This window comes from Streptomyces tamarix, assembly GCF_032423885.1.
GTDB classification, from domain to species: Bacteria; Actinomycetota; Actinomycetes; order Streptomycetales; family Streptomycetaceae; genus Streptomyces; species Streptomyces tamarix.
This window is the reverse complement of record NZ_JAWCTQ010000029.1, coordinates 80,738-95,172: the sequence shown is the minus strand read 5'-3', so window position 1 is coordinate 95,172 and position 14,435 is coordinate 80,738. Positions and strand designations below refer to the sequence as shown.

General features: G+C 75.3%; 12 protein-coding genes. 7 read left to right on the top strand and 5 right to left on the bottom strand.

What is annotated here, in order from left to right; genetic code table 11:
• Window positions 1–307: 307 nt before the first annotated feature.
• Window positions 308–1,480, top strand: coding sequence for an FUSC family protein (locus RND61_RS21745; RefSeq protein ID WP_315879713.1), 1,173 nt, complete (start codon window positions 308–310; stop codon window positions 1,478–1,480).
• Window positions 1,481–1,577: 97 nt separating this feature from the next.
• Here the strand turns inward: RND61_RS21745 and RND61_RS21740 are convergent, their stop codons facing one another.
• Together RND61_RS21740 and RND61_RS21735 are read right to left on the bottom strand one after the other, a co-directional pair.
• Window positions 1,578–3,383, bottom strand: a complete 1,806-nt coding sequence (locus tag RND61_RS21740) for a thiamine pyrophosphate-requiring protein (protein ID WP_315879712.1) — start codon at window positions 3,381–3,383, stop codon at window positions 1,578–1,580.
• A 103-nt stretch (window positions 3,384–3,486) separates the two neighbouring features.
• Complete coding sequence (locus RND61_RS21735; protein ID WP_315879711.1) at window positions 3,487–4,170, bottom strand: NADPH-dependent FMN reductase; 684 nt, start codon at window positions 4,168–4,170, stop codon at window positions 3,487–3,489.
• Window positions 4,171–4,632: 462 nt separating this feature from the next.
• On the opposite strand from RND61_RS21735, the gene RND61_RS21730 reads away from it, so the two are divergent.
• Window positions 4,633–5,055, top strand: a complete 423-nt coding sequence (locus tag RND61_RS21730) for a DUF350 domain-containing protein (RefSeq protein ID WP_315879710.1) — start codon at window positions 4,633–4,635, stop codon at window positions 5,053–5,055.
• A 34-nt stretch (window positions 5,056–5,089) separates the two neighbouring features.
• Here RND61_RS21730 and RND61_RS21725 read toward each other — a convergent pair whose 3' ends face one another.
• Entirely contained in the window at window positions 5,090–5,569 is a 480-nt protein-coding gene (locus RND61_RS21725; RefSeq protein ID WP_315879709.1) for a hypothetical protein, read from the bottom strand.
• Window positions 5,566–7,014, bottom strand: coding sequence for a WGR domain-containing protein (locus RND61_RS21720; RefSeq protein WP_315879708.1), 1,449 nt, complete (start codon window positions 7,012–7,014; stop codon window positions 5,566–5,568). Before RND61_RS21720 ends, RND61_RS21725 begins: the two co-directional genes overlap by 4 nt.
• A 209-nt stretch (window positions 7,015–7,223) precedes the next feature.
• Here RND61_RS21720 and RND61_RS21715 point away from each other — a divergent pair, with 209 nt between their 5' ends.
• Both RND61_RS21715 and RND61_RS21710 read left to right on the top strand, forming a co-directional pair.
• The gene (locus RND61_RS21715; protein ID WP_315879707.1) at window positions 7,224–7,991 is read left to right on the top strand and encodes a peptidoglycan recognition protein family protein; all 768 of its coding nucleotides are present in this window, start codon (window positions 7,224–7,226) and stop codon (window positions 7,989–7,991) included.
• A gap of 345 nt (window positions 7,992–8,336) precedes the next feature.
• Window positions 8,337–9,971 (top strand): sigma-70 family RNA polymerase sigma factor, encoded by a 1,635-nt coding sequence (locus RND61_RS21710; RefSeq protein WP_315879706.1) that lies wholly within the window; start codon window positions 8,337–8,339, stop codon window positions 9,969–9,971.
• Between the two features lie 16 nt (window positions 9,972–9,987).
• Here the strand turns inward: RND61_RS21710 and RND61_RS21705 are convergent, their stop codons facing one another.
• Window positions 9,988–10,938 carry a CAP domain-containing protein gene (locus RND61_RS21705; protein ID WP_315879705.1) on the bottom strand — a complete coding sequence of 317 codons (951 nt, stop codon included), beginning with the start codon at window positions 10,936–10,938 and terminating at the stop codon, window positions 9,988–9,990.
• 415 nt (window positions 10,939–11,353) lie between these two features.
• On the opposite strand from RND61_RS21705, the gene RND61_RS21700 reads away from it, so the two are divergent.
• The 3 genes from RND61_RS21700 (at window position 11,354) to RND61_RS21690 (ending at window position 14,366) form a co-directional block, all read left to right on the top strand.
• On the top strand, window positions 11,354–11,674 hold the full coding sequence (locus RND61_RS21700) for a CU044_2847 family protein (protein ID WP_315879704.1): 321 nt from the start codon (window positions 11,354–11,356) through the stop codon (window positions 11,672–11,674).
• Between the two features lie 91 nt (window positions 11,675–11,765).
• Complete coding sequence (hpnR, locus tag RND61_RS21695; protein WP_315879703.1) at window positions 11,766–13,277, top strand: hopanoid C-3 methylase HpnR; 1,512 nt, start codon at window positions 11,766–11,768, stop codon at window positions 13,275–13,277.
• Between the two features lie 57 nt (window positions 13,278–13,334).
• Entirely contained in the window at window positions 13,335–14,366 is a 1,032-nt protein-coding gene (locus RND61_RS21690) for a 2-dehydropantoate 2-reductase (protein ID WP_315879702.1), read from the top strand.
• Window positions 14,367–14,435: the final 69 nt, after the last annotated feature.

The window sequence follows — 14,435 nt, the reverse complement described above, 5'->3', positions numbered from 1 at the left end:
CGGCGCCCGCCCGACGCGGCGCCCGCCCACCCCGGCGCGCGCCGCTCCCCGCGCCCCGCGGGGCGCGGGGAGCGGCGCGGAGGCGGATACGGGTGTGGGGCGGGAGCGCGGCGCGGAGGCGGATGCGGCCGGAGCAGAGCGCGGGAGCAGGTGCGGCCGGGGCGCGGCGCGGGTGGGCCGGGGCGCGCGGGGCACGGGGGCGAATGCGGGCGCGGGCGGATGCGGGCGCGGGGGTGGGTGGGACGGAGCGCGGCGCGGGGACGGATGCGGGAGTGTGCGGAGGGGCCGTTCGTGGCACGCGCACCGGATGGCGAAATCGTGGCACCACCTCCCCGAAGCCCTGCGCGCCGAGACCCGGTCCGTGTCGCGTGCGGTACGACGCGCCCGGGCGGGGCCGGGACGCGAGCGCGACCTGGTCGCCCAGGCGCTCAAGGCCGCGCTGGCGGCCCTGGTCGCGTGGGTCGTCGCGAGCCGGGTGCTGCACGCGCCGATGGCCTTCATCGCCCCGTGGGTGGCGGTCGCCCTCGTACGGGCCACGGTGTACCAGTCGCTGGCGCGGAGCCTGGAGCAGCTCGCGGCCATCGCCCTGGGCACCACCCTCGCGACCGCGGCCGGCATGGCGCTCGACGACCCGACGGTGGCCATGGTCCTGGTGCTCCCCGTCACCCTCCTCGTCGGCAACTGGCGCAAGCTCGGGGACCAGGGGATCTACGGCGCCACAGCGGCCCTGTTCACCCTCACCGCCGGTGACCCCGGTGTCGGCCAGGCCGTCGCCCGGCTGCTGGAGTCGCTGCTGGGCGCGGCCGTGGGCGTGGCGGTCAACATGCTGGTCCGCCCTCCGGTGTACCTGCGCGACGGCCGCGCCTCGCTGCGCACCGCCCTCGACGCGGCCGCGGAGTGCCTGGCCCGCGTCGCCCGGGGACTGGCCGGCCCCTGGGACCACGGGGACGCCCGCGCGTGGGACCAGCAGGCCCGGCGGGTCGGCGAGCTCGCCGACGAGGCGCAAGACGCCCTGGCCAGGACCGAGGAGAGCGCCCGCCTCAACCCGGTCGCGCGCCGCCGGACGCGGCTCCTGCGCCGGCAGGGCCCGTACGCCCACACGACGTACGTGCTCGAAGAACTCGTCCGCTCCACCCGCGACCTGACGCGCACGCTGCGGGAAGCGGCCGACGGCGGCAGCGGCAGGCCGCGTCCCGAAGAGGACGTGGCGATGCACTACGCGCGGCTCCTCGGGCGCCTGGCGACCGCCGTGACCGCGTTCGGGCACGTCGTCACCGAGGACTCCGGGGCGGCGCGGTCCCGGCTGCGGCGGGCGGTCGAGGACGCCGGCGCCGCGCACGAGGAGCTGCGCCGGCTCCTCGCGGGCAGGGGTGCCGCCGACCCCGAGTGGATGGGGCTGCACGGTTCGCTCCTCGTGGACGCCCACCGGGCCGTGCGGCAGCTCCTCCAGGAGCCCCCGCACCACGACGACCGGCCGTGACCCGGGTGCTCCGCCCTGCCCCGCCGCCCGGGCCGGGTGGCGGGGCGGGGCGGTGGGGGCCCGTCACTCGGGGCCGCGGGGAAGGCGGTGGGAACCGTCACGCGGAGCCGCGGCCGCCCTTCAGGTGGCCGGTGAGGTCGGTGAGCTTCTGGCGGACGCCGCGGGTGGCGATGCCGACGCCGTCGGGGTCCCGTACGGCGGCCTTCGCGGCCTTCACGCCCTGGTCCAGCGTGATGTGCGGCGGGATGGGGGCGATGTCGGCGTCGACCTTGAATTCCAGGACGACCGGGCGGTCGCTGCGCAGGGCCTCGTCCCAGGCCGCGCCGACCTTCTTCGGATCGTCGCAGTAGACGCCCTTGAGCCCGAGGAGCTCGGCGTACCGCGCGTACGGCACGTCCGGGATGTCCTGGGAGCCGGGGAACTTGGGGTCTCCGGCGAGGGCGCGCTGCTCCCAGGTGACCTGGTTGAGGTCCTGGTTGTTGAAGACGCAGAAGACCAGCGGCGGGCCGCCCGCGAGCCGGTCCCAGTACCTCTTCACGGTGATCATCTCGTTCATGCCGTTCATCTGGAACGCGCCGTCCCCGATGAAGGCGATCACCGGCCGGTCGGGGTGGGCGAAGCGGGCGGCGATGGCGTACGGGGTGGCGGGGCCCATCGTCGCGAGCGTGCCGGACAGCGAGGCGTGCATGCCCTTGCGGAGCTTCAGGTGGCGGGCCCACCAGTTGGTGCCCGAGCCGGAGTCCGCGGTGAGGATGCAGCGGTCGGGGAGGCGCGGCGACAGTTCGGCGGCGACGCTCTGCGGGTTGACCTTGCCGTCGAAGCTCTGGTGGGCGCGCCGGTCGAGGACCCGGTGCCACTCCTTGACGTCCTTCTCGATCTTCTTGCGCCAGGAGCGGTCCTTCTTGCGGTGCAGCAGGGGGATCAGCTCCCTGAGCGTCTCGCGGGCGTCACCGACGAGGTGGGCCTCCATGGGGTAGCGGATGCCGATCATGCGGCCGTCGATGTCGATCTCGACGCCGCGGGCCTGGCCCTCGTCGGGGAGCCACTCGGCGTACGGGAAGGACGTGCCGACCATGAACAGCGTGTCGCAGCCGCGGATCATGTCGTCGCTGGCCTTGCTGCCGAGAAGGCCGATCGGGCCGGTGACGAACGGCAGGTCGTCGGGGAGGACCTCGCGGCCGAGGAGGGCCTTGGCGACACCGGCGCCGAGGAGTTCGGCGGCCTCGACGACCTCGGCCTCGGCGTGCGCGGCGCCCTGACCAATGATCATGGCCACCTTGGCGCCCTCGTTGAGGACGTCGGCGGCCTTGCGGAGCTCGGTCGCGTCGGGCAGCACGCGCGGGCGGCTCCAGCCGATGCTGGAGTAGACGGAGCCGTGCTGCTTGGGCGGCGAGGGCTGCGCCTCCTCTTCCTGGACGTCCTCCGGGATGATGACCGTGGCGACGGAGCGGGTGGTGAGCGCGGTCTTGAACGCCCGGTCCACGACGTGCCGCGCCTGCCCCGGATGCGTGATCATCTGGCAGTACTCGGACACGTCGGCGAAGAGCTGTTCGAGGGCGATCTCCTGTTGGTAGGAGGAGCCGAGGCTCAGCCTCCGCTGCTGGCCGACGATCGCGACGACGGGCTGGTGGTCGAGTTTGGCGTCGTACAGGCCGTTGAGCAGGTGGATCGCGCCCGGCCCGGACGTGGCGACGCAACAGCCGACCTCACCGGTGAACTTGGCGTGCCCGCACGCCATGAACGCGGCGGCCTCCTCGTGCCGCGCCTGGATGAACTCCGGCCCGTCCCCGGCCCGTCCGAAGGCGCCGAGCAGGCCGTTGATCCCGTCACCGGGGTACCCGTAGACGCGGTCGACGCCCCATCCGCGAACCCGTTCCAGCACGTAGTCGGCCACCGAAGTCATGGCATCTCCCTCTGGTCCCTCGCGGACCGTCTCGACGCACGTCGGTCGTGCCGTCCGGGTGACCGCCGCCGCGGCCCACAAACGTCGCCCACCGGGTGGGCGTCTAACCCGCCTCCGCCTGGACGTTGGCCTCCGCCTGGACGCGATCGACCTCAGGGTCCGGGTGTTCGCCGAGGTACTCGACCCAGGCCTTCTTGACGCACGGGTAGTGCGTGGTGGCCTCGACGAGGTTCATGAAGTTGACGATGTTCGCCTCGAAGCGCTCCTGGAGCGTCCCGTCCGCGATGCGGCCCCCGTCGTCGAGCTGTGTGTGGGCGGCGGCCAGGGAGAACATGTCGGGGTAGACGCGGGCGCCGAGGTGCTCCAGCGGGACGCGCAGGGCCCACAGGCCGCGGTTGCCGCCGACCATTGACGGGGACGCCGACAGGAGCAGCACCTGCATCTCGTTGAAGGGCTGCGGACGGAACCGGGACGTCCAGTCGACGAGGTTCTTCAGGACGCCGGGGACGGAGGCGTTGTACTCGGGTGACGCGACGATCAGTGCGTCCACCTCGTGGAGCCGTTTGCGGAAGCGTTCGGCTCCGGGCGGGATGCCGTCGGCGGCCTCGGCGTCGGCATCGTAGTCCGGCACCTGGAAGTCCCTGACGGAGGCGAAGGTCGCCGACGCCCCGTTGGCCTCGACGGCGGCCACGGCCAGCCGGGCGAGCTTCGTGTTGAACGAGTCGGCTCGCCGGGAGCCGGTCATGACGAGGAACGACAGCGGGTGGCGTTGGGTGGTGCTGCTCATGGGGTCCGGGCCTTTCGTCGGTCGTCGGCCATGGGGGGCGTTGGGCGTCGGTCGTCGGCCACGGGGGCGTCGGTCGTCGGCGCGTGCGGGGGCGCGGGAGCCGGCGTGGGCGGCGGCCCCGTGTGCCGCCCGGCATCGCACCGCCGGCTCCTCGCGCGGCCGGCCACCCGCGCGGCCGGCCACCCGGTGGCGGAGCAGCGGGGCCACCCGCCTCCGCCGTCCCGTCGAGCGCCATGCGGCTCCTCCCGGCGTCGGACTGCTGCGGCACGGGAGCGCGGGGCGGCGCCTCGCGTGCCGTACCACTGTGCGCGGGAGTCGGCGCCGCGCGCCGGGTGACGGGGCCATACGGGTCACGGGCGTCCCCCGCCCGCGCGGGCCGGTGGCCTCGGGCCGTGCGCTACATTTTGCGTCGCCTTGACCGCGATCACTTAGATCACTTCTGCAACGGGGAGCCGGCTCATCATGATCGACATCGTCAACGGACTCGGCCGGGCCGCCGCTTACGGCGGCCTCGGGCTGGTCCTGCTGATCCTCGGCATAGTCCTGGTCGACGTGCTGACCCCCGGCAACCTCCGGCGGCTCGTCTGGGAGCAGCGCAACCGCAACGGCGCCCTGCTGCTGAGTTCGGCGCTGCTCGGCATCGGCGGCATCGTGTTCACCTCCATCTGGTCGACGTACGACGACTTCGGCAAGGGCCTCGTGTCGACCGCGGTGTTCGGTCTGCTCGGTCTGGTGATGATGGCCGTGGCGTTCGTCGTGGTGGACCTGATCACGCCGGGCCGCCTGGGCGCGCTCCTGGTGGAGCCGGAGCCGCACCCGGCGGTGTGGGTGACGGCCTCCTGCAACCTCGCGGTGTCCGCGATCGTGTCGGCGTCCATCGCCTGAACCGCCGACCGTCCCGGCCGTGGGCCGGCCCCGGTCAGCCGGGGGCGGGCAGCGGCTCGACCTCCAGGTGGCGCCGTCGCCGCGGCCCCCGGTACAGCAGGGCCTCCCAGCCCAGCCGCTCCAGGGCCCGCGCGCACCCCGCCAGGGCGGTGTCCTCCTCCTGGGCGGCGCCGCCGCCCGGCGGGCCCAGCCACTCCACCCGCACCTGCCCCGGGCCGTCGCCGGGGCCGACGCGGTAGCCGGTCCTGACGCGCCGTCCCTCGGCGTCCAGCGCGGACGGCGGGACGCCTGCCGCCTCCAGGGCCAGCGCGACCGCCTTCACCGGCTGGTTGCGCTCCCACGGGGCCGGCACGGCCCCGGGGTCGCCGCCCCCGGTGTTGGTGAGCCGCCGGATCTGGAGCAGCCCCTCGTACGCCGTGCGGACCTCGGCGGCGCGCCGCTCGGCCGCCGCCGGGTCCGGGCGCGGGGGCCCGTCCCCGGTGGCGGCCTCGAACGCGCCGCCCGCCCCGGTCACAGGAGCCGCCTGATGTCGCCGCGGACCCGGTAGAAGCCGCCCGCCGCGGCGTGCAGCGCGTCCACCGCGTAGCGTGCGCCGGGCTCCCGTATCGCGCGCGGGAACTGGACGTTCCACGAGGGCTCGTAGCCCTCGGACACGACGTGCACCCGGAGCCGTCCGCCGTCCTGGACGCACTCCACGACGACCGAGCCGGCGGGGGCGTCCGCCACCGCGGCCACCGAGGCCGCGGCCGTCGCCGGCGCGTACGTCGGCAGGGCGGCGGCGAGCTTCACGTCGCGGGCCACCGGGACCGTGCCGCGCTGGGCGGCCTCGATCGCCGTCTCGCCCGCGTCCACGCAGACCAGCGAGCCGTCCGTGGTCACCAGGTAGAGCCGCTCGTCGCGGTACTGCATGGACAGGGCCGAGCCGCCGCCCGTGCCGAGCTTCCACAGGCGTGTGCCGTCCCGGTCGAAGCAGTACACGGAGGACGCCGCGTCACCGGCGAAGACGAACCGCCCGCCGGGTGACGTGGCGCACGCGTACACGGCGCTGTCGCAGGCGTACGTCGCCTCGATCCGGCCGTCGTCCTTGGACAGCCGCTGCACGGCGTGGTGCGCGGTGCCCGCGTACACCGCCGTGTCCTCCTGCCAGCCGAACAGGACGCCGCCGCGGGTCGCCGTGTGCCACAGTTCGCCACCGCCGTCGGGCGCGTACGCCGTCACGCCCCGCTGGTGGCCGTGGTAGACGGCCCGGTCGTCGGCGCGGACCATCCAGGCGTGCTCGCCCCGGCTGCGGCGGGCCCACTGGTGCTCGTCCTCGTGGTCGATGACGGTGAGCCGGCCGGCGCGGTCCGACACGTTCAGCACGCCCTCGTGGATGTCGAGCCAGAAGATGTCGACGTCCGCCGCGATGTCGTACGCCGCGAACGGCAGCTTCGACGACAGGTCGTACACGCGGCCGTCGTCACAGCCCGCGTAGATCCAGAAGTCGTCCGCGACCAGGCACTTCACGCCGTCCGGCAGGGCGAAGCGGGCGAGGACGGCGCCGTCGTGGTCCAGGGTGTAGACGTCGCCCGCCTGGTTGCCGACCCAGCAGCGGTCGTCGTCGACGTGGATGCCGAACGCCGCCGAGCCCGTCCGGAACCGCCACAGCACCGGTGCGACCGCGCGGGCCGTCGACGGGGCCGACGCGACCTGACGGCGGGTCACCGCGCGCGGGGCCCTTTGGCCCGGGACGGCCGGCGCGTACCCCTTGCGGACCTTCTCCCCGACCTTCTTGGCCGCGGCGGCGCGCGCCTTCTCCACGGTGGGGAACGTGGAGGTCTGGGTCTGGCCGGCGGCGCCGATCCGTCCGTACCGCACCGTCACCGTCTGGCCGTCGACGGACACCTCGTAGAACTTGTGCGCACCGCCGCCGTCCTGCGACAGCTCCAGATACGTCGTCTCCGCGGACACAGCAGACATGACTGGCAGACCCCTCCCCAGGGCGGACCCGGCGGCCTGTCCCGCGGGTCCCACTGGAAAAACCGTAGGACGCGGCACTGACAACCGCCCGGAGCCGCCGTCCCGTACGGAGCACTCCGGCGAGCGGCCCGCGGCGCCGTTGGCGACGATGGTGCCGACGGGCAGGAAGGACCACGGCCGGGGCGGTTCGGCGCGGAGGAGGCGGGAGCATGCGTCTGCCGCAGACCCGCAGGGCCCGTACCGCCACGTCGCTGGCCCTCTTCGGGGCGCTCGTGGCGGCGAGCCTCGTCGTCGGGCCGTCGTCGGGCCCGCGGGGGCACGGTGCCGCCGAGTCCGGGGGCACCTCCCCGCAGCGCGCGGGCCGTCACCAGGGGCCGCGGCCGATGATCGTGCCCCGCACGGCGTGGCGGGCGGAGACCGTGTCGACGGCGCCCGCCGCCCGGTACGCGTCGGCGGTGCGGGCCGCCGTCATCCACCACACGAGCACCCCGAACGGGTACGACTGCGCGAGCGTCCCCGCGACGCTGCGCGACCTGTACGCGGGGCACGCCCACGGCCGGGACTGGGACGACATCGGCTACAACTTCCTCGTCGACGCCTGCGGCACCATCTACGAGGGCCGGGCGGGCGGTGTCGACCGGCCCGTGATCGGCGCCCACACCAAGGGGTTCAACGAGGGGACGGTCGGCATCGCGGCGATCGGCACGTTCTCGGAGGGCACGCGGGTGCCCGAGCCGATGCTCGACGCTATCGCACGGCTGGTCGCCTGGAAGCTGGATCCCTCCGGGGCCGATCCGCGCGGCACGGTCACCCTCGTCTCGACGAGCGACGAGTCGCGCTTCCCGGAGGGCACGACGGCCGTGCTGCCCGTCGTCGGCGGCCACATGGACGGCTACGCGACCCGCTGCCCGGGCGCGGCCCTGTACGCGAAGCTGCCGGACATCAGCGCGCGTGCGGCCCGGCTGCAACGCCGCTGACCCACGCGTCGGCGAGCGACCGGCGAACTGTCGAAGGGGGTGCACGCCGCCGTGGACCCGTGGGGCCGCCGGCGCGCGGCGCGCGGCCCCGTCGAACACGGGCCGGAGCCGTACGGGTTCCGCACGGTGGGCGACGGCGGGTCCGGCGACCGCCTTCGCCGCGGCTTCACCCTCGTGGCGGGGCCTCGTCGACGTCCGGGACCCGGGCCGCCGGGCATGCAGGCCGTCCGAGGATTTCGCCGGACGGGCCCGGGTGCGTACTGTCCGGCTGATTTCCGTTGTCGGGGCCGCGCCACCGGATCCCCCGACGACAGGGCCGTACGCGACGACGGGGCGAGGCAGGGCATGCACAGGGACAACGAGCACGTACCGGAGCTGGTGAGCGCGGCGCGGGCGGGTGACGGCCGGGCGCGCGAGCGGCTCGTCGAGGACTACCTGCCGCTGGTCTACAACGTGGTGGGGCGGGCGCTGGACGGGCACGCGGACGTGGACGACGTGGTCCAGGACACCATGTTCCGGGCGTTGGACGGGCTGGGCGGGCTCCGCGAGCCGTCCCGGTTCCGGTCCTGGCTGGTGGCCATAGCGATGAACCAGATACGCCGCCGTTGGAACGACCGCCAGCAGGCGCCGGTCACGTCGCTGGAGCGCGTCGTGGAGCGACCGGATCCGGCGGGCGACTTCGTGGACCTGACGATCCTGCGGCTCGGCCTGTCCGGCCAGCGGCGGGAGGTCGCCGAGGCGACCCGGTGGCTCGACGAGGACGACCGGGCGCTGCTGGCCCTGTGGTGGCAGGAGGCGTCGGGACGGCTCACGCGCGCGGAGCTGGCCGAGGCGCTGGGTGTCCCGGCGCGGCACGCGGCGGTGCGGGTGCAGCGGATGAAGGCCAGTCTGGAGACGGGGCGCGGGGTGGTGCGCGCCTTGGCGGCGGAACCCCGGTGCGGTGCGCTGGCGCGGCTGACGGCGGACTGGGACGGGCGTCCGGCCCCGGTGTGGCGCAAGCGCGTCGCACGGCACGCCCGCGGCTGCCCCGCCTGTGGTGGGCACTGGGCGGACCTGATACCGGCCGAGGGGCTGCTGGCCGGTCTCGCCCTGGTCGTTCCGCTCTCCGGGTACCCGGCGGTGCCCGCCGCGCAGGTCGACGCGGCGCCCGCAGCGGCGTCCGGCGCGGTTCCCGGCCAGGCGGCGAACGGCTCCACGGCGGACGGTGCGGCGGCGAACGGCGCGGCGGGGGCCGACGGGGCGTCCGCGGCCGTACGGGAGGGTGCCGCGCGCGCGGGGACGGGAGGACCCGGCGCGGGCGGCCCTGCGGGAGGCGCGGCGCGCCGGCGGGTGCCCGCGGCGGTCGGGGGCGCGGTGGTCGGCGGGGTGCTGTTGGCCGCGCTGTGGCCGGTGGTGCCCGACGCCCCCGCGCCCGTCCCGGAGGGGCCGGCCCCGAAGGGGCTCGCCGCGCCGGCGTCGCCGGCCGGGACGCCCACCGCGTCCCGTACGCCCACGCCCACCTCCTCGCCCTCCCCGCCGCCCACCGCTTCCCCGAGCCCGGCCGCCTCCGTGACGGCGGCACCGGCGCCGTCCCCGGGCGCCGCGCGGACGGCCGGGCCGGGCGCGGCGCAGCGGCTGACCGCGTTGGTGAACGCCCGGCGCGCCGAGGCCGGCTGTGCTCCGCTGCGCCTGGACCCCCGGCTGACGGCGGCGGCCCGGGCCCACGCGCGCGACATGGTGGCGCGGAACTACTTCGCCCACGCCGACCCGGAGGGCCGGCACGCGGACGCGCGGATGGCCGACGCCGGGTACGACGCGGGCGCGTGGGCCGAGAACCTGCACCGGGGGCCCCGGGACGCGGCGGCGGTCGTCGACGACTGGATGGACGGCTCCGTCCACCAGGAGAACATGCTCGGCTGCCGCTACCGGGACACGGGCGTGGCGGCGGTGCCGGGCCCGGAGGGCACGGTGTGGGTGCAGACCCTGGCCGGCCCGGCGTGAGCGGCGGTGCGGCGCGTCAGCCGGTGGCGCCGAAGTTCTGGACCCACCAGGGGCCGTTGGGCCGGAGGTTCACGCCGACGCCGATGTCCCGGAAGGCGCAGTTGAGGATGTTCGCGCGGTGGCTAGGGCTCTTCATCCAGTCCCGCACGGCGGTGGCCGGGTTCCCGGGGCCGCGGTGGATGTTCTCCGCCCAGGTGCTCCAGCGGTAGCCGGCGGCCCCGATCCGGTCGCCCGCGTCCTGCCCCTCGGGGGTGTCGTGCGCGTAGTAGTCGCGGGCGGCCATGTCGTCGGCGTGGCCCTGGGCGGCCTCCTGGAGACGGCTGTCGGTACGGAGGGCGGGGCAGCCGGCCTTGGCGCGTTCGGCGTTGGCGAGGGCGACGACGCGGCGCACGTGGTCGGCGACCGTGCCGCCGGGCCGCGCGGGGCGGGCTGCGTACGGGTCCGCGTCGCCCACGCGCGCGGTGGGCGACGCGGGGGTGGTGGAGGGACGCTTCCCGGTTCCGGCCGTGGTGTGCCGGCCCGGTGGGGCGGGGGTGGTCCGGGCCGGGGCCGGGATGGAGGCGGCGGGGGTGGCGTGCGGCGACGGCGGTGCCGACCGGGACGGGCGGGGCGCGGGTATGGCGGGGCTCGTAGGGGGTGTGGTGCCGGAGGTGCTCGCGGGACGGTCGCCGAGGGACGGCGCGGGCGCGGCCGTGCGGGTGGCGAGGGAGCCGCCCTCCCCTCCGGTACCGCCGAGGACGACCGTGCCGATCGCCACCGCGGCGACGGCGACCGCGCCGGCGACGACGGTGCCGACGCCCTGGTAGGTCCAGCGCTGTTTCGCGTGGCGCCGCGGCGCCGCGACGGCGGCCCCGCGGCCGGTACGGCGGCGCCGGCCGTGACGGGCCGCGGCCCGGCCGTGACGGGCCTCCTCCCGGCCCTGCCGCGGACGGCCGGGATGGTCCTGTGGGTCTCGGGGATGCTGCACGGTCTCTCCGCTCTTCGCTCTCCTGCAAGGGACTGCCGGTTGTGGTCCGGCGGACGGGAGATCGGGCGCGGCGGCGGCGACAACACTTCTCGTGGAAACGAGGCGTTCTGCGGGAGCGGCCCCGGAAGGGGTTCTCGCGCGGCGCAGGGGCGGAGAACACCGGCGGAAGCCGCCGCCCCTGCTTCACGGCGTCCTCGCGCGCGTAAGGGCGGAGCAAGGTCGTGCCCACGTGGCGGGGCCTGGAGGTGGGCGTCCTCGCGCGCGTGGGGCGGAGCTGGGCGTTGGCCCTCGCCCCGAACTCTCCCGGACGGGGTCCTCGCGCGCGCAGGGGCGGAGAACCCTCGCGGGGGATTCGGGTGGTCCCTCCGGACGGCCCGGCGTGCGGTGCCCGCGCGGCTGCGCGAGGCTGGGCTCCGTGACGCAGCTGATCACGATCGAGGTGGGCGACGACGGTGACGGCACGGCCGTCTTCGAGGTCGACGACGGCCTGGTGGCGGTGGGTTCGGAGGGCTTCCCCGGCGAGTCGGTCACGGCGCGCGCCCAGATGTCGCTCCAGGAGGCCCTCGACCAGTTGGGCCCCGCCCTGGCGCGGGTCTTCGACACGCTCCGCCGCCTGGGGCCGGAGGAGGCGGCGGTGGACTTCGGCCTCAAGGTGGGCGGTGAGGGCGGCATCGTCGTGGCGAAGGGCACGACGGAGGTGAACTTCGCCGTGCGCCTGGTGTGGAGGCGCGGCTGATCCTGAGCCGACGGCACACGGGCCGTCGGAGAAGAGACCGTCAGGGAAGAGACCGTCGTCGATCGTCGTCGCCGTCCGGCTGGAGACTCACATGCGCGTGCTCCTCGTCCACCCGAGTGCCCTGATGTACTCGGAGATCTTCCTCCGACTCGAACCGCTGGGCCTGGAACGGGTGGCCGCCGCGGCACGGGACGCGGGGCACCGGGTCCGCGTCGTGGACCTCCAGGTCCTGCCGCCGGCCGTGCTCGACGCGGAACTGCGGTCGTTCGCGCCGGAGGCGTTGGGGATCTCCCTCAACTACCTGGCGAACGTCCCGGAGGCGATCGAGATCGCCAAGCGCGCGAAGGCGGCGTCCCCCGGGTGCTTCGTCTTCTTCGGCGGTCACAGCGTGTCGTTCATCGCGGAACACGTGCTGCGGCAGGCGGAGGGCGCGGTGGACGCCGTCGTGCGCGGTGAGGGCGAGCCGGCCGTGGCACCGCTGCTGGAGGCGGCGCGCGACGGCGGCCTCGGCAGCGTACCGGGCGTCGTGTCGGCGGAGGGGCGGGGGCCCGCGCCCCGGCTGTTGGAGAGCCTGGACGGCCCGCGCCCCGCGCGCGACCTGATGCGGAGACGGAACCGGTACTTCATCGGAGAGCTGGACCCGTGCGCGTCGATCGAGTTCACCCGCGGCTGTCCCTGGGACTGCTCGTTCTGCTCGGCGTGGACGTTCTACGGGCGCAGCTACCGCAAGGCGTCGCCGGAGGCGGCGGCCGAGGAGATGGCGTCGATCCGGGAGCCGAACGTCTTCATCGTCGACGACGTGGCGTTCATCAAGCCGGAGCACGGCGACGGCATCGCGGCCGCCCTGGAGCGGCGCCGCATCCGGAAGCGGTACTACCTGGAGACCCGCAGCGACGTGCTGCTGCGCAACCCGGAGGTGTTCGAACGCTGGACGCGGCTGGGGCTGCGGTACATGTTCCTGGGCATGGAGGCCATCGACGCCGAGGGCCTGGACCTGTACCGGAAGCGGGTCAGCCCGGACGACAACTTCCGGGCCCTGGAGGCGGCCCGGCGGATGGGCATCATGGTGGCCATCAACCTGATCGTGGATCCGGCGTGGGACGAGGAGCGGTTCCGCGTGGTGCGGGAGTTCGCCCTGTCGGTGCCGGAGATCGTGCACCTGACGGTGATGACGCCGTATCCGGGGACGGAGATCTGGCACACGGAGGCGCGGCAGCTGACGACGCGGGACTACCGGCTGTTCGACATCCAGCACGCGGTCGTCCCGACGAAGCTGCCGCTGGAGGTGTTCTACCGGGAGCTGGTGCGCACCCAGGCGGTCCTCAACCGCAAGCACCTGGGGCTGCGCAACGCGGTGGGCGCCATGGGGGTGCTGGGCCGGAACCTGCTGCGCGGGCAGACGAACTTCGCGCGGATGCTCTGGAAGTTCGGCCGCGTGTACAACGCGGACCGGCAACTGGCGGACCACCGCCGGCCGGTGCGGTACGAGCTGCCGGTACCCGAGCACCGGGCGGCCCCTCCGGCACGGCAGGAGCTGTTCGTCCACACGCGTACCGCGGCGCCCGCCCACCGCCGGCCCGCCCCGGAGGCCGACGGGGTGTGACGGGCTCGGGCGTGAACACGCCTCGACGCCGGTGCGCGCGGGGGTCACACTGGCTGCATGTCGCTGAAGATCGCCGTGTTCGGCGCGGGGAGCGTCGGTTGCCATCTGGGCGGCTCCCTCGCCGCCTGCTGCGAGGTGACGCTCGTCGGCCGCCCTGCCGCGATGGACGCCGTACGGGAGCGGGGGCTGCGGCTGACGGGCGGCGGCCGTCCGGACGTGCGGGTGGCGCCGGCGCTGCTGCGGGCATCGAGCGGGGCGTCGGACGTGTCGGGCGCCGACTACGTACTGGTCACGGTCAAATCGGGGGCGACGCGCGAGGCCGCCGAGGCGATCGGTCCTCATCTGGGCGTGGACACCGTGGTGGTGAGCTTCCAGAACGGACTGCGCAACCCGGAGGTGCTGCGGTCCGCCCTGCCGGCGGGCACGGCGGTGCTGACGGGCATGGTCCCGTACAACGTGGTGCGTACCGGCCCGGCGGCCTTCCACCAGGGCACGGCGGGCGCGGTGATGGTGGATGACGTACCGGACGCGGGACCGCTGGTGGCGGCGTTGCGGCGGGCCGGGCTGGAGGTCGAGCCGCGCGATGACATGCGGCGCGTCCAGTACGCGAAGCTGCTGATGAACCTGAACAACGCGATCAACGCCCTGTCGGGGCTGCCGCTGCGCGACCAGTTGGGTGCGCGGGCGTACCGGCGGTGCCTGGCGCTGTGCCAGGAGGAGGCGCTGGCGGTGTACCGGGCGGAGGGTGCGGCCCCGGCGCGGCTGGGTCCCGTACCGGCGTCGGTGACGCCCCGTCTGCTGCGCCTGCCCGACGCGGTGTTCCGGCGGGTGGCGGCGGCGTCGTTGCGGGTGGACGCGCAGGCCCGGTCGTCGATGTGGGAGGACCTGGAGCGGGGCCGGCCGACGGAGATCGACACGTTGCAGGGGGAGATCGTGGCGCTGGCCGCCCGGCACGGCCTGCGCGCCCCGGTGAACGCGCGTCTCGTCGAGCTGGTGCGGGAGGCGGAGGCGGCCGCTCCGGGGCGGGCCCGCCGCTGGTCGGGGGCGGACCTGTACGCGGAACTGAGCGGCGCGGCACGGCGCGGGTAGGCGGGCGGACGGCGGGGCGCGGGGCTTCGGGCGACGCGGACGCGGTGGGGTGGCGGCGTGCCGTCCACC

What these genes read in the sequence shown, in the direction of transcription:
- RND61_RS21740 (WP_315879712.1), bottom strand. Translation starts at nt 3,383, where the DNA reads ATGACTTCGGTGGCCGACTACGTGCTGGAACGGGTTCGCGGATGGGGC.
- hpnR (WP_315879703.1), top strand. Translation starts at nt 11,766, where the DNA reads ATGCGCGTGCTCCTCGTCCACCCGAGTGCCCTGATGTACTCGGAGATC.
- RND61_RS21720 (WP_315879708.1), bottom strand. Translation starts at nt 7,014, where the DNA reads ATGTCTGCTGTGTCCGCGGAGACGACGTATCTGGAGCTGTCGCAGGAC.
- RND61_RS21690 (WP_315879702.1), top strand. Translation starts at nt 13,335, where the DNA reads ATGTCGCTGAAGATCGCCGTGTTCGGCGCGGGGAGCGTCGGTTGCCAT.
- RND61_RS21710 (WP_315879706.1), top strand. Translation starts at nt 8,337, where the DNA reads ATGCACAGGGACAACGAGCACGTACCGGAGCTGGTGAGCGCGGCGCGG.
- RND61_RS21715 (WP_315879707.1), top strand. Translation starts at nt 7,224, where the DNA reads ATGCGTCTGCCGCAGACCCGCAGGGCCCGTACCGCCACGTCGCTGGCC.
- RND61_RS21735 (WP_315879711.1), bottom strand. Translation starts at nt 4,170, where the DNA reads ATGAGCAGCACCACCCAACGCCACCCGCTGTCGTTCCTCGTCATGACC.
- RND61_RS21745 (WP_315879713.1), top strand. Translation starts at nt 308, where the DNA reads ATGGCGAAATCGTGGCACCACCTCCCCGAAGCCCTGCGCGCCGAGACC.
- RND61_RS21730 (WP_315879710.1), top strand. Translation starts at nt 4,633, where the DNA reads ATGATCGACATCGTCAACGGACTCGGCCGGGCCGCCGCTTACGGCGGC.